A 25,656-nucleotide genomic window follows, 5' to 3' on the forward strand; every position below is an offset into this window, starting at 1 on the left:
CGACTGTCCGTCACCGCGCCTCAGGCGCGATGATAGGGATGGCCGGCCAAAATGGTCGCGGCCCGATAAATCTGTTCCAGAAGCATGACGCGGACCATTTGGTGCGGCCAGGTCGCGGAGCCGAATGCAATACGCAACGAAGCCTTGCGCTGCAATTCAGGCGAAAGTCCGTCCGCGCCGCCGATCACGAAGACAGTATGCGCTGTCCCCTCGTCGCGCCAGCGGCCGAGCTGCTGCGCAAAGCTCGCGCTGTCGATGCTCTTGCCGCGTTCGTCGAGCGCGACCAGCATGTGCTTTTCCGGCAGCAGCGCCGCGATCGCCGCGGCCTCCTCGGTGATGCGCGCTCCCGTGTCGCGCGCGCGGCTCTCCGCAATCTCATGGATCTCAAGGCCGCGAAAGCCGAGCTTGCGGCCGATATCTTCGAAGCGCTCGCGGTAGCGCTCGGCGAGCTCCCGTTCAGGGCCCTGTTTCAGGCGGCCGATGCAGATCACGACAAGACGCATCAACGCAGACTAGCTGCGCTGCAGCCGATTCGCATCGGCTTCGATACGCCTTAGACCGCCGCGACCGCCGGGTTCTGAGTCCACAACCGCTCGAGGTTGTAGAACTCGCGCACCTCAGGCCTGAACACGTGCACGATCACCTCGCCGGAATCGATCAGCACCCAGTCGCAATTGGGCATGCCCTCGACGTGGATGTTCTTGACCCCGTTTTCCTTGAGGCTCTTCGTCACATTTTCCGCGATCGCGCCAACGTGCCGGTTAACCCGGCCGGTGGTGACGATCATGTAGTCGGAATATGCGGATTTGCCGCGAAGGTCGATGGTGACCGTCTCTTCCGCTTTCATGTCGTCGAGGCGGGAGAGGATCAGGCTCAGCGTCTTGTTGGCATCCGGTTTGTCGGCGTCCGGTTGCGCCTGCAAGGCCGCGGTTTTCGTCGATGTTTTACGCGCAGTCTTTGGAACCTTGGGTAAAACAGACTTTGACAATACAGATGTGGCCAGGGACCATTCCTTTCACTGTATCGCGGGTGCCGAATCCGGCCCCACGCACCATTCTACGCATGTGGGGTTAATGGTTTCAATATTCCAGTAACCCTTTTACGCCTCACGCCGTTCTCCAGCTCCCGTCCGGGTTCCGCAGTCCGGTCGAAGACAGATTGGATTTCATTCCTGTCAGGAACACCCAGGCCGGCGCCTGCTGATCGGCCAGCCGTGTCGCCTGATTTTCGGGCAAGCGATAGCGCATCAGCGCCTGCGCCGCCGGTGCGGCAAGGGCGCGGAAACTCTGGGGCGGACGGTCGATCACGGCAATCGGCACATCGGACGCGATGCGCCGCCAATCTTTCCAGCGATGAAATTGCGCGAGATTGTCAGCGCCCATGATCCAGACGAAGTGCACGCCGGAGACACGGCGGCGCAAGTGGATGATCGTGTCGACAGTGTAGCGAACACCGATGACAGCTTCGAGACAGCTGATGTCGATGCGCGGATCGTCGGCAACGCGGCGCGCGGCCGCGGCGCGCTCGTTGAGCGCATGCAGGCCGTCATGGTTCTTCAGCGGATTGCCCGGCGTCAGCAACCACCACACGCGGTCGAGTTGCAAACGCTTGAGCGCGAACTGGCTGATGGCGCGATGCGCGGCGTGCGGCGGATTGAACGAGCCGCCGAGCAGCCCGATGCGCATGCCGTTGGTATAGAACGGAAGCGCCTGGGCTGGGGATGACGGCACGGTGGAAGCTTGTTGCAATGGTTTACCGTGCGCGTGCGACAATGATCACGGCCGTGTCTGCCCGGTGCCGTGGACGCGGTACTTGAAGCTCGTCAGTTGCTCGGCGCCGACCGGCCCGCGGGCGTGGAATTTGCCGGTGGCAATTCCGATCTCGGCGCCGAAGCCGAACTCGCCGCCGTCGGCGAACTGGGTCGAGGCGTTGTGCAGCACGATCGCGGAGTCGACTTCGTTGAGGAATCTCTGCGCGGCGGCGGCATCCTCCGTCACGATCGCATCGGTGTGATGCGAGCCGTGATTTTGAATATGCGCGATCGCTTCATCGAGACTGCCGACGATCTTCGCCGAGATGATCGCGTCCTCATATTCGGTGTTCCAGTCCTCGTCGGACGCGGGCTTCACCCTGGCATCGGCACCTTGCACGATGTCGTCGCCGCGCACCTCGCAGCCGGCGTCGATCAGCAACTCGACCAGCGGTTTCAGCTTCGTCGCAGCAGCGTTGCGATCGATCAGCAGGGTCTCGACGGCGCCGCAGACGCCGGGACGGCGCATCTTGGCGTTCAGCACCAACGACTTGGCCATATCAAGCCTGGCGCTGGCATCGACATAGATGTGGTTGACACCCTCCAGATGCGCGAATACCGGAACGCGTGCCTCCGCCTCGACGCGTGCGACCAGGCTCTTGCCGCCGCGCGGCACGATCACGTCGATGCCGCCGTTCAATCCCGTCAGCATCAGGCCGACGGCCGTGCGGTCACGGGTCGGCACCAGGGTGATCGCGGCCTCGGGCAGACCGGCTTCACGCAGGCCCTGCACCAGGCAATCATGGATCGCGCGGCAGGAGCGGAAGCTGTCGGAGCCACCGCGCAGGATCACCGCGTTGCCGGATTTCAGGCACAGCACGCCGGCGTCGGCGGCGACGTTGGGGCGACTTTCGAAGATCACGCCGATCACGCCGAGCGGCACGCGGACGCGCTCGATGGTCATGCCGTTCGGCCGCTGCCAGCTTTCGGTGACGGCGCCGACCGGATCAACAATCTCGCGCACGGTCGCCACGCCATCGGCCATGCCGGCGACGCGCGCCTGCGTCAGTGTCAGGCGGTCGACAAAGGCTGTGGTCATGCCACCCGCGCGCGCCTCGGCGACGTCCTCGGCATTGGCGGCGAGAATGGCCGGTGCGTTGGCGCGGATCGCGCGTTCTATTGCGGCGAGCGCCCGGTTCTTCTGCTCCGGCGACGCCAGCGCCAGCACGCGCGCGGCAGCGCGCGCCTTGGCGGCAAGGTCGGTCATCAGGGCGGCGAGATCGGCGTTGCCGTCGATCGCCTTCAGGGGGGCGCTCATGGAAGTCCCGGCTTTCGATTAAGGCCATGTTCTAGCATGGCAATTGAGGGGTGGCGAGGCGCGGAACCGGCATGGCAGGTGGGCGGCAGGCCGGCCCGCTCGGCCAATGGCTTACCCAATGGCCTACTTGGCCGGGATCGCCCCGGCCGGGCCGATCACGAGGTCGTCGCGGTGGATCATCTCCGAGCGGCCGCTGATGCCCAGAATGGCCATCACGTCCGGCGAGGAGCGGCCCTTGATCTTCTCGGCGTTCTCGGCGTCGTAGGCGACCAGGCCGCGGCCGATCTCATGGGTGTCGGGGCCGCGCACCACCACGGCGTCGCCGCGGGCGAACTGGCCGTCGACCCGGATCACGCCGGCCGGCAGCAGGCTCTTGCCGGCGCGCAGCGCCGCCACCGCGCCGGCATCGATGGTCAGCGTGCCCTTCGGCTCGAGCGAGCCCGCGATCCAGCGCTTGCGCGCCGTGACGGGATTGGCCGGGGTCAGGAACCAGGTGCAGCGGCCGCCGTCGGCGATCGCCTGCAAGGGATACTCGATCTTGCCGGAGGCGATCAGCATGTGGGTGCCGGCGGTGGTCGCGATCTTCGCGGCCTCGATCTTGGTGGTCATGCCGCCGCGCGACAGTTCGGAGCCGGCTGAGCCGGCCATCCCCTCGATCTCCGAGGTGATGCTTTCGACCACCGGGATCAGTTTCGCATCGGGATCGACCGCGGGCGGCGCGGTGTAGAGGCCGTCGATATCGGAGAGCAGGATCAACAGATCCGCGCTCGCCATGGTGGCGACGCGGGCGGCGAGGCGATCATTGTCGCCGTAGCGGATCTCGGTGGTCGCGACCGTGTCGTTCTCGTTGATCACGGGCACCGCGCCCCATTCCAGCAGTTTGGCGATGGTCGAGCGCGCATTGAGATAGCGGCGGCGCTCTTCAGTGTCCTGCAAGGTCACGAGGATCTGCCCGGCGCCGATGCCGTGATGGCCGAGCACCTCCGACCAGGTCCGCGCCAGCGCGATCTGGCCGACCGCGGCCGCAGCCTGGCTTTCCTCGAGCTTCAGCGGGCCGCGCGGCAGCTTCAGGCGGCTGCGGCCGAGCGCGATCGAGCCCGACGACACCACCATGACCTCGCAGCCGCGCTTGTGGAGCTTTGCGATGTCGTCGACCAGCGCGGCAAGCCAGGATGCGCGGACCTCGCCGGCCTGCGAGTCGACCAATAGCGACGAGCCGACCTTGACGACGATGCGGCGAAAGTTCTTGAGCGCGGGGCGTTTCATGGGTTCGGTCTGGCAGGAAGATGGAGGCAGTATGCGCCACGAGGTGGCTTGGAAGTGCTTGTGAGGCGCAGGCGTTGTTCGGACTTGCCGTTCAACCCTGCGGCAGCGGCGTCGCCCACGGTTCCGACTGAGCCTTGGCCTTGTTCGACACCGGCGCCTCGCCGATCACCTCGACCAGCGCGCGCAGCGCGTCCTGCACGCCTGCGCCGGTCACGCCCGAGATCAGCAGCGGCGTCTTCTTCGCTGCCCGCTTGAGGCGGTCCTTCTGCTTCTTCAACTCGTCCGGCTCGACCGCGTCGATCTTGTTGAGCGCGACGATCTCGATCTTGTCGGCGAGATGGCCTTCGTAGGCTTCAAGCTCGGTGCGCACCGTCTTGTAGGCCTTGCCGGCATGCTCGCAGGTCGCATCGACCAGATGCAGCAGCACGCGGCAGCGCTCGACATGACCGAGGAAGCGGTCGCCGAGTCCCGCGCCCTCATGCGCGCCTTCGATCAGGCCGGGGATATCGGCGAGCACGAATTCGCGGCCGCCGTAGTTCACGACGCCGAGCTGCGGATGCAGCGTGGTGAAGGGATAGTCGGCGATCTTCGGTCGCGCCGCGCTGACCACCGAGAGGAAGGTCGATTTGCCGGCGTTGGGCAGGCCGACCAGGCCGGCATCGGCGATCAGCTTCAGCCGCAGCCAGATCCAGCGCTCCTCACCCGGCGCGCCGGGATTGGCGTTGCGCGGCGTGCGGTTGGTGGAGGACTTGAAATGCGCATTGCCGAAGCCGCCATTGCCGCCTTCAGCCAGCACGAATTTCTCGCCGAGCTCGGTGAAATCGTGTAGCAGCGTCTCGCGGTCCTCGTCGAACACCTGGGTGCCGACAGGCACTTTCAGCACGATCGACTTGCCGTTGGCGCCATGGCGGTCCTTGCCCATGCCGTTGGTGCCTTTTGGCGCCTTGAAGTGCTGCTGGTAGCGGTAGTCGATCAGCGTGTTCAGCCCGTCGACGGCCTCGATGATGACGTCACCGCCGCGGCCGCCATTGCCGCCGGAAGGGCCGCCGAACTCGATGAACTTCTCGCGCCGGAACGCGACGCAGCCGTTGCCGCCGTCGCCGGAGCGAATATAGACCTTGGCTTCATCGAGGAATTTCATGATCCGTACTAGTTAGGGCAGGGGGGCCGCGGCGGCAACCCGGAAAGGCCCTGACTTCGGCGAAAAGCCTTAATTTTCGGGCCTTTTTACGGCCCGAGCGGTTAAGCGGGCCGCCGCCGCACCAGGAATTTCTGCATCCCCTCCAGCACCAGCTCGCGGCGCTGGTTGTGCACGGTCGAGCGCAGCGTTACGACGCCGGTGGTCTTACCCGGGACGAGCTCGATCACCTCCAGCGCCGGGTAGATGGTATCGCCGGCATAGACCGGCTTCAGGAACTTGCTCGACTGTTCCAGGAAGCCGATCAGCGACTCCTCCACGAAGTAGGGAAACAGACCTGCGCCGGGCGCGGTGTGCACCAGGGTCTGGAAGCCGTGCGCGAGCAGGTCCGGCATGCCGCGCGTGCGGCAATATTCGACGTCGTAGTGGATCGGATGGGTGTCGCCGCTGGCGGTCTGGAACGCCGCGAACACGGCCGAGGTCTGGGTCCGGCTCGGAATCACGAAGCGCTCGCCGAGCACGAAATCCTCGAACCACCGCTGCGCGGGGACCATGCGGTGCTGGGTGGGGTCGAATTCGCTCATGCGGCGCTTCCTGCTCTTTTGTGCCGGGGGCAGGCTACCGGTATCGCAGCGATGCAGGTGCGGCAATCCGTTCAATTCGTCATGCCCGGGCTTGTCCCGGGCATCCACGTCTTTAAAACCGGACGACCGGGCATGGGCGAGCGGAGGCAACGCAGTCGTTCCGGCTGTGCCCGGCAATAACGAAGAAACGCAAGTCATGAGCCTGTTCGCAAAACTGTCCTCCTACGACGATCGATCGGCGCGGCTTGCCGGCATCGGCCTGATGCTGCTGTCGATCTTCATGTTCTCGTTCGGCGACGCGATGGGCAAATTCCTCGTCGCCACCTATTCGGTCGGGCAATTGCTGTGGCTGCGCGCCTGCGCGGCACTGCTCGTGCTGCTGCCGATCGTGTGGAAGCGGCGCGCGGATTTCCTGCATCTGGAGCGGCCGTGGCTGCAATTGCTGCGCGTCACGCTGTCGACGCTGGAGGTCGCGGCGTTCTTCCTGGCGACCGTCTATCTGCCGCTCGCCGACGTCATCACCTACTATTTGGCCGGACCGATCTTCGTCACCGCGATGTCGGGCCTTGTGCTCGGCGAGCATATCGGCTGGCGGCGCTGGACCGCGATCCTGGTCGGCTTTTGCGGGGTGCTGATCGCGCTGCGGCCGTCGGCGCAGACCATCAGCTGGCCGGCGATGATCGCGCTCGGCGGCAGCCTGTCGTTTGCGGTGCTGATGCTGATCACGCGCTCGCTGCGCGCAACGCCCGACATCGTGCTCGCGACCACGCAATTCGGCGGCACCTTCATCCTCGGCCTCGTGCTCTCGCCGATCGGCTGGGTGACGCCATCGGCCGGCAGCCTCGTGCTGTTCTTCGCCGCCGGCATCATCTCGGTCGCGGCGCTGCTGTGCGTGAACCGCTCGCTGAAGCTCGCGCCGGCAAGTGTGGTGGTGCCGTACCAGTATTCGATGATCGTCTGGGCAGTGATCTTCGGCTTCGTGGTGTTCGGCGACGTGCCGTCCTGGGCCACGATATTCGGCGCCGCGATCATCATCGCAGCCGGCCTCTACATCTTCGTGCGCGAGCAGCAGCTCGGGCGCACCGACTCCGCGATCAATCCGCCGGCCTAATTCTTACCCTCCCCTGGAGGGGGAGGGTCGCTGGGCATGCAGCGGAGCGGAATGCGCAGCGGGGTGGGGTGAAGGTCTTTCCTCATCCAGCAGCGCCCGAGTTGAGAGATCACCCCACCCCATTTCGCTGCGCTCAATGTGATCCGACCCTCCCCCTCCAGGGGAGGGTGAAGACCAGAAGCCTCAGCTCTCCCGCCGCTTCGAAGTGTTCCAGCTCTTCAGCGAAGCCCAGACGCCGCGCGACAGCCGGAAGGCATCGACCGGGCTCGATGAGCCCAGCGCCTCGAAGCGGTGCAGCTCGACGCCGCTCCACTGGAAGCCGCACTTCTCGAGGATATTGCGCGACGACGGGTTGACGACGCGGGCGCCCGCGATCAGTTGGTCGAGATCGAATTCCTCGAAGAAATAATCGATCACCGCGCGCGCGGCCTCGGTGCCAAAACCCTGGCCCCAATGGTCGACGCCGAGCCAGTAGCCGAGTTCGGCCGCGGTCTCCTCGCGCCAGTCGATGCCGTCAGGCTTGCGCCAGTCAATGCCCACCATGCCGATCGGCGTGTGATTGTTCTCGATCAGGAAGACGGTTTCGCGTCCGCCGGCGCCGAGCGCGCGCACGAAGTCGATGGCGTCGTCCTGGGTATAGGGATGCGGCAGGCGGCGGGTGTTCTCCGCGATGCGGCGGTCATTGGCGAGGCGTGCGATCGCTTTTACGTCCGCGAGCGTCGGCTTGCGCAAGGTCAGCCGTTCGGTCTCGAGGACGCAAGCTCTTGCCTCGCGCAAGGTCGGCGTCGGGATGTCCTGCAACATGTCGAGCTCCTGTGATGCGACAATCGGTACGCAACGCTTGGAACGTCACGCGCGGTCGAACCGGATCGCGCGCAACGAAAAGGGGAGGCCGGTCATCCCGCCTCCCCTTAGAGCCCTTTACGACTCCGCCGGTTCAACAGGACCCGGCGGACTCATGTGTGTCCACCGTCTACTCGGCCGCCTCTGCCATCGGAATAACCGAGATGAATGTGCGGCCATTGGCTTTGGCACGGAACTCGACATGACCCTCGACCTTGGCGAAGAGAGTATGATCGGTGCCCATGCCGACATTAAGGCCAGGATGCCAGGTGGTGCCGCGCTGACGCGCGATGATGTTTCCGGGGATCACGCGCTCGCCACCGAACGCCTTGATGCCAAGGCGCTTGCCCTTGGAATCACGTCCGTTGCGCGATGAACCGCCTGCTTTTTTATGAGCCATAGCTCGTCTCCGACTTCGCTTTGATCTCTAGATCAATTCCTTGACGGAATCATTTCACGTTTTGTCACGCTTCAAATCTGAAAGCGCGACGATCACTTCTTCTCGCTCTTGGCCGCGGCCTTCTTGGCCGGAGCCTTTTTCGCGGCCGGCGCCTTTGCGGGCGCCTTCTTCTTTGCCGCCTTCGGTGCTGCGTCCTCGCCATCATCGGCGGGCGCTGCGACCTTTTCCTTCTTCGGCCGCGGGCCGACGGTCGGTTTGGCGTTATCGGCGAGGATCTCGGTGATGCGAAGCACCGTGAGCTCGTCGCGATAGCCGCGCTTGCGGCGTGAATTCTTGCGGCGACGCTTCTTGAACGCGATCACCTTGGCGCCGCGCTTGTGCTGCAGCACTTCGGCCGCAACGGTGGCGCCTGCCACGGTGGGCGTCCCCAGCACCGGCGTGTCACCGCCGAGCACCAGAACTTCGCCTAGCTGCACGATCGTGCCGACATCGCCGGCGATCTTGCCAATCTCGAGTACATCATTCGGAACGACACGGTACTGCCGGCCGCCGGTTTTGATGACTGCGAACATCGTTTGATTCCTTCGTGTTCGGTTCCGGCCTCGGACGGTTAGCCCGGGTCGGCTTTTTGTTCAGTCGCTATGGGTTATGTGTTTCGCGCGAAGGGAATGAATTCCCAAACTGGATCGCACAAAAACAATCGGCGCGAGAAAACTCCGCGCCGGATGGGCGGACTTATAGCTGCTGACGACGCGGAGTCAAGGTAAAGCAGGGCAAAAACCGGCCAAAAATGAAGGGTTTGGCGCGATTTTGGCCCGGATTGACCCTCAGGCCGCGGTCATGGCCGCGGCCCGCGCGTGGCGGCGGATGGTCTGGGGCGGCTGGCCCAGTACCCGCAGGAACGCCCGCCGCATCCGTTCCCGATCGGCAAAGCCGGTCTCGACGGCAATTTCGTCCATCGAATGGCGGCCATCGCCGATCAGTTCGCGCGCCGCCTCGACCCGGAGCTGCTCGATCGCCTTGGCCGGCGACTGGCCGGTCTCGGCGCGGAAGGCGCGGCTGAACTGGCGCGGGCTGAGCCGTGCCACCTCGGCCAATTCCTCGACCGAGAGCTCGTTGCGCAGATGCGCCTTGGCGTAGTGGAGGGCGTTCTGGATCCGGTCGGATTTCGGATCGAGCTCGAGCAGCGCCGAAAACTGCGACTGTCCGCCGGTGCGGCGGTGATAGACGACGAGTTTGCGGGCCACCGAACGGGCGACCTCGACGCCCAAATCATGCTCGATCATCGCCAGCGCCAGATCGATCGTCGCGGTCATGCCGGCCGAGGTCCAGATCGGCCCGTCGACGATGTAGATGCGGTCCTGCTCGACCTTGAGCCCGGGAAATCGTGCCTGCAATTCCGGGGCGAATTGCCAGTGCGTGGAAACGCGCCGCCCGTCGAGCAGGCCGGCTTCAGCCAGTGAGAAGGCGCCGATGCAGGGCGCGGCGATGCGCTGCGATGTCGTCATGGCGCGCCGCATGTAGTCGATCAGCTTCGGAGATGCCGGATGAAGCTCGTGGCCGGCGCCGATGAAGACCGTGTCGAAGCTGCGATCGCCGAAGGCTTCGGTTTCGACATTGAAGCCGGCGGATGACCGCACCGGGCCGCCATTCTCCGACAGCAGCGTGACCTCATAGAACGGCGCGCCTGCGATCAAATTGGCGACCTCGAAGGCGGTGATGGCGGTAAAGCCCATCACCTGGAACTCCGGGAAGACGACGAAGCCGATCTCCTGCATGGAACTCTCCGGCGGCAATCTGTGTCCTAAAAAGGTGTATATATGACATTTGAGACATGCAAGGGGGCCTGTAGAACATGAGCAACGGCCAAGTCCGGCCGTTCAGGTCAAACAGGAGACCAACATGACCAAGTCAGCCAAGGGCACGGCGCTCGTTACCGGTGCGTCGTCCGGAATCGGTGCCATCTACGCGGACCGGCTCGCACGGCGTGGCTACGATCTGATCCTCGTTGCACGTAACCGTGAGCGCCTCGATGGGCTCGCCAAGCGTCTCGCGACGGAGACGGGCCGATCGATCGAGATCGTCGCCGCCGACCTCAGCAAGCGTGCCGATGTGTCGCGGATCGAATCCATTCTCCGCAGCAACGAAGGCATCAGCGTGCTGGTGAACAACGCCGGCGTCGGCGCCACCGCGCCGCTGCTCGCATCCGATGTCGACAAGATGAGCGACATGATCGCGCTCAATGTCGACGCGTTGATGCGCCTCACCTATGCGGCGGTGCCGGGATTCGTCGCACGCGGCGGCGGCACCATCATCAACATCGCCTCGGTCGTCGGCGTTCAGCCGGAACTGCTCAACGGCGTCTACGGCGGCAGCAAGGCCTTCGTGTTGGCGCTGACCCACTCGCTGCAGCACGAGCTGAAGGACAAGAACATTCGCGTCCAGGCCGTGCTGCCGGGTGCCACCGCCACCGAGTTCTGGGACATCGCCGGCACGCCGGTCGCGCATCTGCCCGGCGAGATCGTGATGAAGGCCGAGGACATGGTGAACGCTGCGCTGGCCGGCCTCGACCAGGGCGAGGTCTTCACCGTGCCGTCGCTGCCGGAGGCTGCGGATTGGCAGGCCTATGAGGCGGCCCGCCAGAAGCTGATGCCGAACCTGTCGCGCAGCACGCCCGCGGCCCGCTACGGGGTGAAGGCCGCCTGACGCCCCCTGCGATCATTGCGTCCCGCGCGCCGGCCGAGCGCCGCAGTGCGGGACGCAACCATTTGAGTTCCCCGTCGTTAGTGCTGGGAATCTCAAGCGGGCAGGGCGAATGGCTGAAGACACCGGACTGACCACGGGAATCGCGCACCACGGTGCCGCGCGGCTGCCATCCGTCGACATCGACAGCTTCAACATCGAGCTGAAGGACGACGAGGGTTTTCTCGGCGATCGCGCCTCCAAGGGCGCTTTCCGCAAGATCCTCGACCGCTGGCGCAAGCCGCTGCGCAAGTCGGACGAGGATCCGTTCGGCGACGAGCCGTCGGACCAGATCAGCAAGAAGAAGCTCGACGAATTGCTGGTCGGCGACGACACCGAGGCCTCCGCAGTCGTGCACAGCGCGATCGAGGAATTTGCCCAGGAGCTCGCCTATGTGACGCGGCGCTTCCTCGGCACCAAGGCCTGGGCCAAGACCGAGCGCATCGTGGTCGGCGGCGGCTTTCGCGACTCCAGGCTCGGCGAACTCGCCATCGCGCGCACCGACATCATCCTGAAGTCGGAGGATTTCAAGGTCGACATGGTGCCGATCCGCTTTCATCCCGATGATGCCGGGCTGATCGGCACGCTGCATCTGGCGCCGTCGTGGATTTTCGAGGCCCATGACGGCATGCTCGCCGTCGATATCGGCGGCACCAATATCCGCTGCGGCGTCGTCGAGACGCGCTGGAAGAAGGCGTCCGATCTCTCCAAGGCCACGGTCTGGAAATCGGAGCTGTGGCGCCATGCCGACGACGAGCCGACGCGCGAAGGCGCGGTGAAACGGCTGGTGAAGATGCTGAAGGATCTGATCACCGCCGCCGAGAAGGAGAACCTCAAGCTCGCGCCGTTCATCGGCATCTCCTGTCCCGGCGTCATCAACGAGGACGGTTCGATCGAGAAGGGCGCACAGAATCTGCCGGGTAATTGGGAGAGCAGCAAATTCAACCTGCCGGCGAGCCTGGTCGAGGCGATCCCGCAGATCGGCGATCATGACACCGCGATCGTGATGCACAATGACGGCGTGGCGCAGGGACTGGCCGAAGTCCCGTTCATGCAGGATGTCACGCGTTGGGGCGTGCTGACGATCGGAACCGGGCTCGGCAATGCCCGCTACACCAATCGCAAGAAAGACAACGGCAAGGACGACAAGAAGGCCGAGAAAAAGGCCAAGGACGACGAGGGCGAAAAGAGCGAGAAAAAGGCCAAGAAAGCCAAGAAGGCTGACGCCTGAGACGCTTGGGCGCAGCCGATCGCCCGGTAAGGTTGATCGGTTAGGTTAAGATCGGGTTCGCGTTGCCGTTTGGGCCCCGGCCGCTACCGTGAAGGCGTCGCTCCCGCCGACCGGCGAAGCCGCACTTCCCGGCCGGCAATATTGAGAAGCGGCACGGGACCGCCAGTTTTTGTCGCGTCCTGGCGGTCCCACCAATTTCTACTTCCAATTGATCCGCCCGAAGAAGCCGGCGATCTCGGCGGCGGCGCGGTCGGGGTCCTCGCGATGCGGGAAGTGCCCGACATCGGGAAACATCTTCAGGTCTAGATTCGAGAAGGTCTCGCCCAGCCGGTCGGTCCAGGCATAGGGAAACAGCGGGTCGTGCTCGGCCCAGCGGATGCAGGTCGGCACCGCGATCGGCGGCAGCACGGGCGCTTCGCCCTGCATCATCTTCACGCGGCCCGCATGCGACGCGCGATAATGCGCAAAGCCGCCGGCGAGGTTGCCGGGTTTGAAGAAGTTGTCGGCGAAATCCTCGATCACGTCGTCGAACGCGGCCTTGCGATGCGTCCAGTTGTGCAGGAAATGGCCGATATAGGTGCGGCAGGTCTCTCTGTTCGCCCCGACCAGCGCGGGCGCCATCTCCATCTGATGGAACGACTGGTACCAGATGTGGTTCAGCCGGTCGGGCGCGGCCATCCGCGGCCCGATGCCGGGATGGACGAAATCGAAGAAGAACAGCCCGGCGATGCGCCCGGGCGCCTTCCGGGCGAGCGGCTGCATCACCGCGCCGCCGACGTCGTGGCCGACCACGCCGGCCTTGTCGATACCAAGTGCGTCCAGCAGCGCCAGCATGTCGTCGGTATGTTGATCGGGGCCAAACGAGCCTTGCGGCTTGTCGCTGTCGCCGAAGCCGCGCAGGTCGGGCGCGATCAGGGTGTAACGGTCGGCGAGCCGCGCCATGACCGGCTTCCAGGTCAGCCAGAATTCCGGCCAGCCGTGCAACAGCAGCAGCGGCGGCCCGTTGCCGGTCCGCGCGACGTGGAACGCCGCCCCGTTGGCTCGAATCGTCACATGCTCCATGGGCCGCTCCTGCTGCTTTTGCTTCGCCCGTGCGCCGACCGGACCCGAACCGTCCCGCTAGCGCATTGTTTCCGCGCGCTTTCTTGCGCCACCCGGCGCTTCGTTGGCGCGAGGCGCCGGTGGCGGAAATATTATTGCAGCGCCTTGTCTGTCCCGCCATCCTCGCCTAGAACACGCCCGACCGCGGGTGGTGCAAATCACCTGGGCCGCTGGAGAGGTGGCAGAGTGGTTGATTGTACCGCACTCGAAATGCGGCATAGGTGCAAGCCTATCGGGGGTTCGAATCCCTCCCTCTCCGCCATCTAAACGCGACGTGCGAAAAACCCTATAAAACAAGGGGTCCCGAGAGCCACCGGTTTTTTCGGTGGAGAACCACGGTGTGGAACCGCGGCTCGATCAAATTCGGCCCAAACTGCCACCATTCGCTCGCCGGCGGAAGCCGAATCTATGTTCCGGAGAACGCGAGGGCTCGCGGCCGCCCGCCCCGAAGCCGCCTGCTCCGCCTCAGAGCCGCCTACGCGCCGCGACGGCGGTTCGCCAATTCGGACGGCGACAGACACTGGCGCGCGGCCTCGCGGCGACTATCTCTCATAGCCTTGAAATCGTTGCGGACCGCGATGGGTCGGCGGTGGAGATTTGCATTGACCGAAGCTGCGAAACCGACCGAGGCCGCGAATGGGACCGGCGCCGACGAATTCCGCCTGCTCGACTTCTTCGAGCGGAACGGAGCCTGTCTCGGGGCCGCCGACTTGTTTCTCATGGGCCGATCAGGTCGGGCTGAACGAATGGCGGACTTCGCCGCGATCCTGCGCGTCTTTTCCAGGGCCGACGGACCGGCCTTCGCGCACATCGTCTTGGTCCTTCCTCCCGGCTCCGATATCGAGTCCGAGCGGGTCGCGATACGTGCGGCGTTCGCCACGTCGCTCTCGGGCCTGCTGAAGAGACGGATCGAGGCGAACGAGGTCGACAAAGCGTTCCGCAACGTGAGTATCGTGTCCGCAGCCACGTTGCAGGGCGGGGACCTTGGAAATCTCATCCGGGCCGCCCGAGCAGGGGCCGCCTTCGTGGTCGCCAACGCCGCGCTGTACCGTGTCGAAGGAGTCGAGGTGCCGGCCTATAGGCCGTCGCTCCAAGAGGACTTCTGGTCGCCGCACCTGCATGCCGTTGCCGGTCTGCTGCATGAAGCGAGCGGTGCGTCGAATTCGTACGTGGTGCTCGACGCGGGAGAGGAAATGCCGGAACGGCCCGAGAACCGCAATCTCCTCCTCTCGATCGATGGCGCGGTCACCGACGTGCAGAGGGATGGCCCGTCAAGGTCCGAATTCACCCAGCGGTACGAAGGTTGGCAGCGTTCGGCCGAACAGGGGAGGCTGGATCCTGTGCTCCGCGAGATCGACGGTCTGGATGTCGAGGATCGACGCAAGACGATCTTGAAGGCACAGATGTTCAAGTTCGCCGGTGCGTTCGAAGCGGCACGGACTGTCCTGGAAGCCGGGTTAGAGCAGTTGCATGGATTGGAGCCGGAAGTCGCACTGCAGGTCGCCGTGCTCGCGGACAGCGTCGATGCCGACGAAGTAGCCTCGATCTTGCTCAACGAGGCGATCCCGGGGCTGCGCAGCCGCGAATTTCTCGGGGCAGGCCTCGAACTCGCGGATAGTCTCGGAGACCGTATGGCCGTGGCGGCCGCCGAAGCTGCACTGTCCGCTTCCTTTCCTGCATCCGATGCGCTTCTCGTTCATCGCGCCAAGATTTTGGTGCGGGAAAGACGCTTCTTTGAAGCCGCCGAAATCTTCCGACAGGTCGGGGCCGAAGAGAGCGAGTCGGCGGCGTTCTACGAAATGCTCGCCGGGGCGCTCTCCTATGCCACGCCCGACGACGCGACAGCCGCACTAGAGCCAGTGGCAAAACGTTTTCCATCCAGAAAGGCGAGCGCGCTTCGCTTCTTTGCGCAGGATCTTGAAGTGCGGGGCCATCGGGCCGTCGGCATCGCGCTGTTGGTCGCGTATGCCGGAGCGCCTGGATCGCCTCCGGAACGGCTATTGGTGCGGACCGCGCTATCGATGGTCGAGCGAGGCAGGCTGATGCTCGATCAAACGATCGACGACGAGATAGTGCAGGATGCTCTGTCCATCGCGATCCGATATCTGGCATTTCATCCCGCCGATGCGGACATGCGGGTCAACGTGGTCCGGATCGTGTCGCCTGAAGTGCTGGGAAGCATAGGCCTGCCGACGATGGCGAAGCTCGTCCTCGACGTCGCCGCAGCCGGCGACAGCATCCGGGCGAATCGGCGCGTCGAAGATCGCGCGAAGGCCTGTCCACCGGAACGCCTGACCGAGATCATGAGGCGTGGTTTCGATGCGATGGCCCAAGGCGGCGCCGTGATGGGACATTTTGCATTTCCTCCCGATGCACTGAGCGACTCGCCTGCGGCTGTAGTTCGAGGCTTCGCCGAGATGATCGAGCACATGGGTGAACGCGCGATGGACGACGGCGACGTCCGCGCGATAGAAGCCTGCCTTCTCATGGCCACCGCAATAGCGCCTCTGGGGGACGAGCCCGACGAAGATCTCGTCGTCATGCGCCTGGCGGCCGGCCGTCTCGCCTTCGGCGGACGGGTTCAGTACGCTCGCGACCTCGCCGAACAGGCTTTGAGAATGGCGGGTGACTCGTCGCACCGCCGTCGTCTTGCATGGTTTGCGTTCGCGGACGTTTACGCGAGGGCCGGCAATCTTACTGAAGCCTCGTCGCGGTGGCCTGCACTATGACGGCCGACGCGGAGGCCACATGGGATCAGATCTGGTACGAAAGCCTGTTGCTTCTACGGCTCTTCCGTGACCTCGGTCTGTTGCCGTTGGCGCGACCGCTACTACAGCCCGCGAATCGGGCGCTGAAGGAGATGGGGGCTTCCGACCGCTACGCCGACCGCCTTGAAACGGTCGAACTGCAGCTTGATCATCTCGAACTTAGCGGCACGCCGCAGCCGGCGCCGGCGGCTCTGATCGGGATTGCGGAGCGCGCTGCTGCGAATCTCGCCCGCGTGTTGGAAAGCGGCGACGAACCGGCTCCGGCGATCATATTGTTGGCGAACATTCAGCGGACCGCCGATGATCTGAACGTCGGATTGCCGATGACCGTGAAGGATACGCTGACGCGGGCGCTGTCGCAGGCGGCAGGCGGCGTTCGCGCGCTCCTCGAGGTGGTCGGATCCGACGATCCGACGGTCGGCCGCGTCGCTGCGTTGGCGGCGCGTCTTCAGGCGCCCAGATTCGCGGAGGACGCGGGATACGACGTACGGACGCTAGTCGTGGCCGCACGGCGCCTGCTCGCGGCGGACGGCGACGTCGAGCCCGCGACGGCGATCTATGCGATCGAAGCGATGTCCGACCAAGCGGCCAAGCTGCCGCGCGGCTCGAAGCCCGATCGATTGCTTGACGACGCCGATGCGCCCGCGAAGGCCGCGATGGAGATTTCGAAAGAAGGGCTTTCGGTCGTCGGCCTCGGTCTCGCCGAACGCGGGCTGTTTCGGATCATCGCGGCGGGCGGTCACCTCGGGCCCGCGACCCTGGAATCCAGCGACGTGTTTTCTTCGGCCCGCCTCGGCGACTGGAGAAAGACCTATCCTTACGCTTACAAGGACGCGAAGGCCGTCGACAACGAATTCTTCAGCAGTACGGATGCCATCGGCGTGTCAGATATGCCCGATCGCGCCGTCGTCGTCGCGAGTGTTGATCTGCAGGGATTTCCTCTAGATCTTCTGCGGGTCGGCCAGCACCTTGCGGGGCGCGATCGGCGTCTCGCCGCCGCGCCTTCTCTTTCGTGGCTGCTTGCGTCGCGGCGCCAGCCGTTCCGGGGCGACGGGCGCATCGCCGCATGGATTCCGGATGCGGAACCGGAAGAGGGACTTCCAACCCTCGCAATACTTTCCGATCGGCTCCGCGAGACGTTTGAACGTCACGAAGTTGCGCTCTCGAATGGCACCGAACCGCCATCGGGTTTAGAGGGAGCCGACCTAGTCATCGTCGCCGCGCACGGCGGCGTCGCGGAGGACAAGCGCTACTTCCGCGTCGTCACGGACGACGTCGATCTCGCGCTCGCTTCGTCTACCGTCTCTGGCGCGCTTGCGGGTGTCGGTGTCGTCGTCCTATTCGTCTGTTCGGGCGGCAGGTTGGATCAACATCCGGGCGCCAGCACAACGGTGGGTTTGGCCAAACGTCTGTTGGACAACGGGTGCCGTGCGGTCGTTGCGCCTCCTTGGCCGCTTCAAACGAGCGTTCCGCCGCGGTGGCTTCCGGCCTTTCTCCAGTCATGGAGCTCGGGTGCTCCCGTCATCGACGCGTGCTTCGAGGCGAACGTCGCCGTACGCGCCGAGCTCGGGGACGATCCCGCGACCGATTTGGCGATGGCAGTCTACGGGGATCCCCTCGTCCGGACCTCGAAGAAACCCTGACGCGCGACCGGTGCGGAGGCGCCATGGCCCGCGGGTTAGGTCGGCGACCTGGAATGCGTCTATCTGAGTGGTTGACTGCCCCCAAAAATGCCACCATTGGTCAAGCATGGGGCAGTCGCTTTCGCAGTTTGAAACGGCGTCTTTTCTCGCACGCGCGAAACAGTTTCGTCGTGGGATGAGTCCGCGTCGCCCATTGTCCGCCTGTCTCACGGAGCACGTCGAGCAGGCGAGTGCCCTTGACCTCGGATGCGCGACTGCTGCATCGACGGCGGCGGATGCTCTCTCTCCCCGAGACAGGGGGACGGCATGAGCGACCTGTTCGGTTGCGTTCCTCCTGAAGCGTTCAGGATCTTCACGGGCCGCCACGCCTTGGCCGCGGAAGCCGCGCTCCTACGTTTATCCGTCACGCATTTCGGCGAAATGGCCCTCGAAAATCCCGAGCGCGATCAGGTCAAGAATTCGATCGCCGCCGCGATCGAGGGAATGCCGCCGCCGCCGAGCTCCGGACGGAACGACGAAGACGAAGAGGAGCCGGAAGCGGCATCGGCCGACTACCTGTATCTGAAGATGCGCGAAGGCGGCTGGTTGGCCGAGGAGTCCGACCGTTGGCAGATCCGGGTAACGATGCCCGAAGGTTACCGCCGTCTGATGACGGTGCTGCGCGACTTGAAGGAGAACGTCGCCAAGAGCTTCACGGGACTGGTGTCGCAGGTCTCGTCCCTCATCGGCGCGGCCGCCGATGATCCGACGATGCACGCGACCAACATCGACGCGGCGTGGCAGACCGCCGTCGGATTCCGGCGTCACATGGTCGGCATCGATGCCGCGCTGTTGTCAGTGACGCGGCGGCTCAACTCCGCCGACGGGATGGACGATTCTGTCGATGTGTTCTTCGCCGAGTTCGTCGGCAACATTCTGATCCGGGATTGGACCAAGATCCTGTCCCAAAACAACCCGTGGCGGTCGCGGCACCACGTGACGCGAGCCGTACGTGAAATTCTTGCTTCGGCGACGGCGATGGAGAAGGCTATGGGCGCCTACGTCGAAGCCGGTCACGCCGCGACGGTGGGCGAAGCCGAAGCGCTGATCCGTCGACGTCTCGCGGAGATATCGACGTCGTTCGACGACATCGAGCGCCTGCGGGTTCGCATCGACCAAGGGCAGGTCGGCATCGAAGGCCGAATTCGCGACATCCTCAGGTTCATCGGCCGCAATCCAGCGACGATCCGCGAGCGGGTAGAATCCTGCCTCGAGGAACTGGCCTTTCTCGAAGACCACGTTGAGCTTCCCTGCGCGCTGCCGCTTCTCAACTGTCTTGAGCCGGTCGGCGAGTCCCGGTTTCCCGAGGCTAGGGAGCCTCTGCCGCCTCCGGAGCCGCGCGTTCTCCGCCGGCCGCCTGAAGATCCCTACCGCAAGCGCTTCATCCAGGATTGCCGCGCGTTCGATCTTGCCTCCGAACCGACCGCCGGACATGCATTCGCCTATCTGAACTCGGCAGGCGGCGGCGACGCTGTGGCTCTCGCGCCGACGAGCGCCAAGGACTGGTTCACTTGGCGATACATCGCCCTTCTCGCGCTGACGGGCCGCGGCCGCCGCATCAAGGGTTGGCTCCTCGCGCCCGCGGAGGGCGTCGCAGCGTGCCGATACGGCGAACTTCCGAACTTCACGGCCACCAGGATCACGGAGACCTCGCAATGAACGCGCTGTCCGGATTGCAGGAATACGAAGAGGTCTTGGCCAGGACGCGCTATCCGAAGGTCGCCGTCCAGCGCGCATTCCGCACGCTGATGCAGCGGCAGTTCGTCTTCGGCAACGACTATGGTTCCAAGGACATCTACGAACTGTTGAACGACGATCACGTGCGACCGTTCGCGGAGCGCTTGTTCGACGTCTTCGGTTGGCGGCTGCAGTTTAACACGTCCGGCAACATCAAGATGGTCTGTCTGATGCCGCCGATCGCGGAGGCACCGGACACGCCGCGTGACAAGCGGGAGGCCCACCAGGCACCGGCGCTGCGCGTTGACGAGGCCATCGCCATCTTGCTGCTGCGTGCGTATTACGACAAGGCGATCCAAAGCACCGGACTGGTGAACGGCCATGCCGAGTGGCATACCGACGGTCTGTACGACCTGTGGAAGGAGAAGACCAGGAAGGAGCCGCCCGGCAAGGTTAGAATGCTCGACATCCTCCGCTTTCTGAAGAATCACGGACTCATTCAGGCCTCGCTGCCCCCCACGTTCCATGAAGGATTGCCCTTCACCGTCAGACCGTCGATCAGCCTAGTGGCCATCTCCGAGCCGCTCGGCGCGTTGAAACGTTACGCGCGCGAAGCGCGGCCAGATGTTGACGCCGCTCGAGATGAAGAGCCCGGTCTGGAGAAGGTCGACGCATGAATGAGCCGCATCTCCAGACGCCGCAGATCGTCCGTCTTTCCCTCATCGATTTCTATCTGATTGAGCGAGAGGACATCGAGCTCTCGGGCAACACCGTCTTCCTCGGCCCGAACCGCAGCGGCAAGAGTTCCTGCGTCGATGCGATCCAGACCGGTCTGACCGGGGGCGCAGGCGATCTGGTCGTCTACAACGCTGCTGCCGTGCGCAGCAACCGGCCGGACGCGCACAGGTCGCTTCAAGAATACTGTCTCGGCGTGGTCCGGCACGACGAGAACGAGAAGGCCAAGGTCGTTCGCAAGAGCTCGCAGACGTGGATCGGCCTGTCGTTCCGCACCCGCGACGGCGCGGAGGTTGCCGGTATCGTTCATGTCGTTGCGCATGAGCATCGCGAGCGGCCCAACGCCCGCTTCATGGTCGTGACTGGCGGAGGCGTGACGACGGCGGACCTCGTCTTTCCGACCGAGGAAGGCGAGATGGCGAAGGGTTTCGACCAGGCCGTCGATGGTCTGCGCGCCAGCGGCCGGAAGGTCGAGGAGTGCGACAGCGCGTCGGACTATTCCACCTACCTGCTCAATCTGCTTACTTACGGTTCGTGGCACGCGGACGCGCATTCCTACTACAAGGCAGTGAAGCGGGCGCTGGTCTTTCAGCCTGTCGGCGATATTACGGCGTTCATGCGCGCCCACGTGCTCGAGACCGAAATCATCGACATCGGACGAATGCGCGAGCGCCTGGCCTTCTATCGCGAGATCGTGCGCACCATCGGCAGTATCAACCGTCAGATCACGTCGCTTGGCGTCGTCGTCGGTCACTATTCGAAGGCCGCCGAGGACGACCGCGAGGCGCGAGGCCGCGTGGCGGCGGCGACCGAGGCGGCCGTCGGTCGGCGTCAGTCCGAGATCGAAGCGATCGACGAAAGGCTTGCCGGCCTGAGGGCAAAGGTCGAGACCGCCGAGGACGACGAGAAGAAGGCCGACGAGCGAAAGAAGGAGGCTGCCCGACGCGTCGAGGAGGCGCGAAATTCTCCCGGCACCCAGGCTCTCGAGACCCGAATTCGAAACGCCGAGCGCGACCTCGGCACCGACGAGACGCAACTGCGGGGGATTCGCAAGGAGCTCAGGCGGCGCGCGGAAGCCATCGACGTGATCCGCAATGCGGTGGGCTACATGAAGGACGCCGAAAGCCGCAACGTCAGACGCATCGCGGACGCCGGCGCCGACTTCCGCAGGGCACAGGACGACGTCGAGATCGAATCGATGGCGTCTGACGCCGAACTGCTCCAGCGCATCGTCGACGAGGTGGGAGCGAACGCGGAGCGCGAGCTCATCCGCGCCCACGCCGCCGCCGCGGCCCGCGAGGAGCGTATCACCCGGACTCGCGAGGATCTCGCGCGGAGAGCGCGCTCGGAAGCCATCGACAAGGCCGTGCTGCGACCGGAAGCGAGAAACCTCCGCGACGATCTCGCCGAAGCCAAGATCGTCGCGACGCCGCTGTGCGATCTGATCGACATCAGGGAAGACAAGGAGGACTGGCGGAAGGCCGTCGAATCCGTTCTCGGCAACGCGCGCGAAGCCATGATCCTGCAGAACCCCGACCAGTACATCGATGCGGTCCGAGTGCAGCGGCGTTCGACCCGCAGCGACGGAGTCGAGATCGTGAAGCCTTCGGTGCTGACCGCGGGCGCGCAGCCGCCGGCTGCGGATTCGCTCGCAGCTGTCGTCGAAGCTGAGAACGCGACCGCCGGTGCCTACGTCAACGCCCTGCTGGGACGCATCAAGCGCGTGCGCACCGAGGCCGAGATCGAGCGCGAGTCGAGCGCCGTGACGGTAGATCTCATGCGCGCGACCCGTTTTTCGTCCTACAAAATGAGGCCGCCCTACTATCTGCTGGTGGGACGGCGTGGCCGCGCGCAAGCCGCCCAGAACGCCGTGGCCGAGCTTCAGCGTCTGCACGGCGAGCAAAAGGAAGCCGAGACCGAACGAAAGGTCTTCGATTCCGCCAAGGACGCCTATCGGATATTGACCGGACAGTCGGGAAGCTCGCAGACGACGCTGGGATCGGTCGTCGACAGCCTGCGGAGGACCAAGACGGCCGTCGACGGCAGCCGCGAGAGGCTCCAGGACCTGCGCGGTCAGCGCGATCCGGAAAAGGAACAACAAATTCGCGAGCTCGAAGCGGAGCAGACGAAGATCGACAAGGAATGGTCGTCCGCCCTGCAAGCCGCGAACGACGCGCGCATCGCGGTGACGCGAGTGGAGGAGGAGCTCAAGACCGCCAATCAGCAGCTCGGCGCCGCCATGCTCGAACGAGACGCGAAGGCGTTGGGCGAGCACGACGCTGCGCAGGAGGTGCGACGGCGCGTTCTCGGTATTCTGGGCGAAGCCAAGGACTTCTGGCGCGAGCACAGGCAGACGCTCGAGACTGCGGGCACCCGCGCGGAGGAGAGCCGCGCGGAGATCGCGCATGGGCACGAATCGTGGGGGAAGCACGCCGCCGACTTTCCCGAAGTGCCGATGCCGGTGTTGAGCGTTGAGGCATGGCGCGAACGGCTCGGCGAAGCGCGCGCGATGCGCGATCTGCTGCAAAACTCGACCTTACTGCACAAGACGGCGGAAGCCGAGGAGGCGAGCCGCCAGCTCTCGGACGCGTTCCGCAACGAGTTCGTTAGCCTGCTGGTCCATGCCTTCTCCAAGATCCGGGACACCCGCGACGACCTCAACCAGGAGATGGAACGCCACGAATTCTACGGGGAGAAGTACCTGTTTCGGATGAGCAAGGTCGACAGGTTCGCGACGATCATCGACCTGGTCGAGCGCGCGACGGAGGATCCCAACTGGGTGATGCCGCCTCTTCACGCGCTCGACGACGATACCGAGCAGTCGCGCGCGATACGCGCCATCGCCGACATGATCGAGAAGGACGACCAGAGCTCGCTCAACGATCTGAGCGATCCGAAGGCCTACTGGACCTTCGACGTGCTGGTGAAGGATGCCGCGACCGGCGAGACCGTCTCGACGCTGCGGCAACGCATGAAGAAGGGCTCCATCGGCGAGGGCGTCGTTCCGCAGTACATCGCGATGGCCGCCGCCGTGTCGTCGAAATCCTCCTCTCCCGACCGCAGGAACGGATCGTTGGGCGTCATCCTGCTCGACGACGCGCTCGACGGACTGGACACCGAGCATACCGTGAAGATGCTGAAGTTCATGAGCGGTACCAATCTCCAGATCGTCGCCGCGGCCCCCGACACGAAGTCGCGCGTGCTGGCGCACGCCATGGAGACGTTCGTCAACGTCGCCCGCGACGGGGCCGACATTCACATCGTGCCGGAGAAGGTGTCCGACGCGCTCAGGGACGACCTCGCGGAGGAAGACCCGCGGGTCAAGGGATACGAATCCTACCGCGAGCGCGCAGTATCCGCCGACGCGGCCGACGTTCTGGAGGCGGCGCAGTGACGGCTTCCGGCGCGGAGGCGGCGCGCAGGGCGCTCCTCAAGCTCCTCGAAGCGGCCGAGAGGAATCCGACCGCGACGCGCGCCCTCACGGTCCGAGCCGGCGCACCGAAGGATCCCTCCCCCGTCGGACAGCGGACCTGGCGGGAGCGGCTCGAGGGAGCCGAGCGCGCCGGCGCGGTCGCGCTCGTCCGTGGAAACGGCAACCGGCGCGAGGTAATCGAGCGGGTGCGCCTGATCGATGCCGACCTGCTGGCGCGCGACCTCGGGTCAATCCGGGCCGGGACACGCGCCGCGGATTCGGTGGCGGCGGCCCGGGATGCCGTCGCGGGCCGCGAGGGATTCGAAGCGGCGATCGACGATGCCGCGGACAAATGGGCGAAGGGGGCCGAATGGTATCGCCTGCCGGCCGAGCCGGAGCTCGCGCGCGGGGTGTTCGCCGCCGCCGCCGGCCTGCTCGACATCGCCTTCGGGACCCATTTTCGTTCCGCCTCGGTGCAGACGGCCGGATCATCGAAGTTTCTCCAGCGGCACGGCGCGGCGGTTTGCGCCATTCTCCGCCGGGCGCTGGCGCTGCCCGACGATGCCCGACAGGACGAGATCTGGGAGACGCTGGGCCTCGTCAGATTCGGCCATCCGGTCTGCCTGCGTGCGCCTGTGCGTTTCGTCGATGCCGCGGGGACCGCGGTAAGCGGTCTCGCCGCGCCGTGGAGCGCGGTCAATCCCGACCTAGTGGCGAGCTGTGAGCCGAGCGGGGACGCACCCGAATTCATCGTGACGGTGGAGAACTGGACGAGCTTCAACGCCCAGTGCCGCGAGATCGGGCGGGGCGCGGTGGTCTACACCCACGGCTTCCCGCCGCCGCCGGTGCGAATGCTGGTCGGCCGGATGGCGGAGGTGTGGCCGCGCACCCCGTTGTACCATTGGGGCGACGTCGACGCGGGGGGGCTCCTGATCGCCGACTCGATCCGCGAGGCGGCGGGCCGTACCGTCAAACTGCACCTCATGACAGTGGAGCTGGCGGAGCGGCACGGCGCGCCGCGGAAACCGCTCGCGCGATTGACGCCGATGGCCGCGAGGGACGACGACTTCGGCGAGCTTGCCCGCTATCTTGCGAGCGATTCCTGCCGCACCTTCGAGCAGGAGGCGTTGCGGGCCGCGGACCCATTGGAGACGGCGCAGTGAGCAGACAGTTTACCGACGGGGAGATCGTCGCGGCCATCAGGGCGATCGCGGCCGAGGGGGCGCCGCTGTCCCGGGCGAGCGTGCGCAAGCGTCTCGGCGGCGGGGGCTCGACCCGCATTTCCGCGATCCTGAAGGAATACGCCGAAGGGGCTCGCGGCGCCTCGAACCGGACCGGACCGAATGGACCGGTCCGGACCGGTCCGCAGGCGCCGTTGGTCGGGCCGGCGGAGGGCGCCGCCGGCCGGGCCGCAGCGGCCGGGACCGCCGCCGCCGGGGCCGCGGCGCCCACCGCGGCCCAGATCGCGGGTGGAGATCGCGATCCGGAGGGCGGCGTCGCCCAGCTCCAGAGCGAGATCCGGGTGCTGAAAATCCTGCTCGAGTCGGAACGCGCCGCCCGCCGCGAGGAGGAGGCTCGGCACGCCCGGACCATCGAGGCCCTGCAGCGCGAGATCGAGCTCGCCAGCCGCGGCTGACCGCCCGCGGCACCGGGGAATGCCCGCGCCAGGCAGGCGCGGTGGCGCGCCGTCGCCGAGCCGGCGAAGTTTAGCACACCATTAGACACACCATTTCGCGTACCACGGCGTGGGTGGTCAGCTAATTCCTTGATTTGGCGTTGTTTTCCAGAGCTATATTCGGCGTTCGGATCCCTTCACGAAGAAAGAGTTCCTGCTGCACTCGATGATGGCTTCGTGAAGCCTGCTGTTCATGATGGGACCCGATCGACGGGCGATCATC

The 25,656-nt window shown here is 65.2% G+C and carries 22 protein-coding genes and 1 tRNA gene; 11 read left to right on the forward strand and 12 right to left on the reverse strand.

Features of this window, described 5'->3' with window-relative positions; all coding sequences use genetic code 11:
- Positions 1-20: 20 nt before the first annotated feature.
- From rlmH to ACE103_RS01195, 7 genes are all read right to left on the reverse strand, one after another.
- Complete coding sequence (gene rlmH, locus ACE103_RS01165; protein ID WP_375778004.1) at positions 21-503, reverse strand: 23S rRNA (pseudouridine(1915)-N(3))-methyltransferase RlmH; 483 nt, start codon at positions 501-503, stop codon at positions 21-23.
- Positions 504-553: 50 nt separating this feature from the next.
- Positions 554-922 carry a ribosome silencing factor gene (gene rsfS / locus ACE103_RS01170; RefSeq protein WP_092121653.1) on the reverse strand — a complete coding sequence of 123 codons (369 nt, stop codon included), beginning with the start codon at positions 920-922 and terminating at the stop codon, positions 554-556.
- A 184-nt stretch (positions 923-1,106) separates the two neighbouring features.
- Complete coding sequence (locus ACE103_RS01175) at positions 1,107-1,685, reverse strand: nicotinate-nucleotide adenylyltransferase (RefSeq protein ID WP_229165810.1); 579 nt, start codon at positions 1,683-1,685, stop codon at positions 1,107-1,109.
- Positions 1,686-1,775: 90 nt separating this feature from the next.
- Entirely contained in the window at positions 1,776-3,068 is a 1,293-nt protein-coding gene (locus tag ACE103_RS01180) for a glutamate-5-semialdehyde dehydrogenase (RefSeq protein WP_375778005.1), read from the reverse strand.
- A 123-nt stretch (positions 3,069-3,191) separates the two neighbouring features.
- The gene (gene proB, locus ACE103_RS01185) at positions 3,192-4,334 is read right to left on the reverse strand and encodes a glutamate 5-kinase (RefSeq protein ID WP_375778006.1); all 1,143 of its coding nucleotides are present in this window, start codon (positions 4,332-4,334) and stop codon (positions 3,192-3,194) included.
- Between the two features lie 91 nt (positions 4,335-4,425).
- Positions 4,426-5,475 (reverse strand): GTPase ObgE, encoded by a 1,050-nt coding sequence (obgE, locus tag ACE103_RS01190; protein WP_097675894.1) that lies wholly within the window; start codon positions 5,473-5,475, stop codon positions 4,426-4,428.
- A 101-nt stretch (positions 5,476-5,576) separates the two neighbouring features.
- Complete coding sequence (locus ACE103_RS01195; protein WP_375778007.1) at positions 5,577-6,056, reverse strand: MaoC family dehydratase; 480 nt, start codon at positions 6,054-6,056, stop codon at positions 5,577-5,579.
- Between the two features lie 196 nt (positions 6,057-6,252).
- Here ACE103_RS01195 and ACE103_RS01200 point away from each other — a divergent pair, with 196 nt between their 5' ends.
- Complete coding sequence (locus ACE103_RS01200; RefSeq protein WP_375778008.1) at positions 6,253-7,167, forward strand: DMT family transporter; 915 nt, start codon at positions 6,253-6,255, stop codon at positions 7,165-7,167.
- Positions 7,168-7,350: 183 nt separating this feature from the next.
- Here the strand turns inward: ACE103_RS01200 and ACE103_RS01205 are convergent, their stop codons facing one another.
- The 4 genes from ACE103_RS01205 to ACE103_RS01220 form a co-directional block, all read right to left on the reverse strand.
- Positions 7,351-7,971, reverse strand: a complete 621-nt coding sequence (locus ACE103_RS01205; RefSeq protein WP_375778009.1) for a GNAT family N-acetyltransferase — start codon at positions 7,969-7,971, stop codon at positions 7,351-7,353.
- 169 nt (positions 7,972-8,140) lie between these two features.
- Entirely contained in the window at positions 8,141-8,410 is a 270-nt protein-coding gene (rpmA, locus tag ACE103_RS01210) for a 50S ribosomal protein L27 (RefSeq protein WP_024583287.1), read from the reverse strand.
- Between the two features lie 92 nt (positions 8,411-8,502).
- Complete coding sequence (rplU, locus tag ACE103_RS01215) at positions 8,503-8,982, reverse strand: 50S ribosomal protein L21 (RefSeq protein WP_223977779.1); 480 nt, start codon at positions 8,980-8,982, stop codon at positions 8,503-8,505.
- Positions 8,983-9,237: 255 nt separating this feature from the next.
- Complete coding sequence (locus ACE103_RS01220; RefSeq protein ID WP_375778010.1) at positions 9,238-10,188, reverse strand: GlxA family transcriptional regulator; 951 nt, start codon at positions 10,186-10,188, stop codon at positions 9,238-9,240.
- A 124-nt stretch (positions 10,189-10,312) separates the two neighbouring features.
- Here ACE103_RS01220 and ACE103_RS01225 point away from each other — a divergent pair, with 124 nt between their 5' ends.
- Positions 10,313-11,116, forward strand: a complete 804-nt coding sequence (locus ACE103_RS01225) for an SDR family NAD(P)-dependent oxidoreductase (RefSeq protein WP_375778011.1) — start codon at positions 10,313-10,315, stop codon at positions 11,114-11,116.
- Between the two features lie 109 nt (positions 11,117-11,225).
- Entirely contained in the window at positions 11,226-12,383 is a 1,158-nt protein-coding gene (locus tag ACE103_RS01230) for an ROK family protein (protein ID WP_375778012.1), read from the forward strand.
- Between the two features lie 198 nt (positions 12,384-12,581).
- Here ACE103_RS01230 and ACE103_RS01235 read toward each other — a convergent pair whose 3' ends face one another.
- A complete protein-coding gene (locus ACE103_RS01235; protein WP_375778013.1) occupies positions 12,582-13,445 on the reverse strand; it encodes an alpha/beta fold hydrolase in 864 nt (287 codons plus the stop codon).
- A 211-nt stretch (positions 13,446-13,656) separates the two neighbouring features.
- Between ACE103_RS01235 and ACE103_RS01240 the strand changes: the two genes are divergently transcribed.
- The 8 genes from ACE103_RS01240 (at position 13,657) to ACE103_RS01275 (ending at position 25,394) form a co-directional block, all read left to right on the forward strand.
- Positions 13,657-13,746 (forward strand) — tRNA-Ser (locus tag ACE103_RS01240).
- A 340-nt stretch (positions 13,747-14,086) separates the two neighbouring features.
- Positions 14,087-16,213, forward strand: a complete 2,127-nt coding sequence (locus ACE103_RS01245) for a hypothetical protein (protein ID WP_375778014.1) — start codon at positions 14,087-14,089, stop codon at positions 16,211-16,213.
- The gene (locus ACE103_RS01250; RefSeq protein WP_375778015.1) at positions 16,210-17,895 is read left to right on the forward strand and encodes a CHAT domain-containing protein; all 1,686 of its coding nucleotides are present in this window, start codon (positions 16,210-16,212) and stop codon (positions 17,893-17,895) included. The genes ACE103_RS01245 and ACE103_RS01250 overlap by 4 nt, the downstream gene beginning before the upstream one ends.
- Positions 17,896-18,201: 306 nt before the next feature.
- On the forward strand, positions 18,202-19,593 hold the full coding sequence (locus ACE103_RS01255) for a Wadjet anti-phage system protein JetA family protein (RefSeq protein ID WP_375778016.1): 1,392 nt from the start codon (positions 18,202-18,204) through the stop codon (positions 19,591-19,593).
- Entirely contained in the window at positions 19,590-20,288 is a 699-nt protein-coding gene (locus tag ACE103_RS01260; RefSeq protein WP_375778017.1) for a DUF4194 domain-containing protein, read from the forward strand. Before ACE103_RS01255 ends, ACE103_RS01260 begins: the two co-directional genes overlap by 4 nt.
- The gene (locus ACE103_RS01265) at positions 20,285-23,740 is read left to right on the forward strand and encodes an SbcC/MukB-like Walker B domain-containing protein (RefSeq protein WP_375778018.1); all 3,456 of its coding nucleotides are present in this window, start codon (positions 20,285-20,287) and stop codon (positions 23,738-23,740) included. The genes ACE103_RS01260 and ACE103_RS01265 overlap by 4 nt, the downstream gene beginning before the upstream one ends.
- Positions 23,737-24,921, forward strand: a complete 1,185-nt coding sequence (locus ACE103_RS01270; protein ID WP_375778019.1) for a Wadjet anti-phage system protein JetD domain-containing protein — start codon at positions 23,737-23,739, stop codon at positions 24,919-24,921. The genes ACE103_RS01265 and ACE103_RS01270 overlap by 4 nt, the downstream gene beginning before the upstream one ends.
- Positions 24,918-25,394 carry a hypothetical protein gene (locus tag ACE103_RS01275; RefSeq protein WP_375778020.1) on the forward strand — a complete coding sequence of 159 codons (477 nt, stop codon included), beginning with the start codon at positions 24,918-24,920 and terminating at the stop codon, positions 25,392-25,394. Before ACE103_RS01270 ends, ACE103_RS01275 begins: the two co-directional genes overlap by 4 nt.
- Positions 25,395-25,656: the final 262 nt, after the last annotated feature.

This window comes from Bradyrhizobium sp. ma5 (assembly GCF_042258955.1).
In the GTDB taxonomy this organism is placed as follows: Bacteria; Pseudomonadota; Alphaproteobacteria; order Rhizobiales; family Xanthobacteraceae; genus Bradyrhizobium.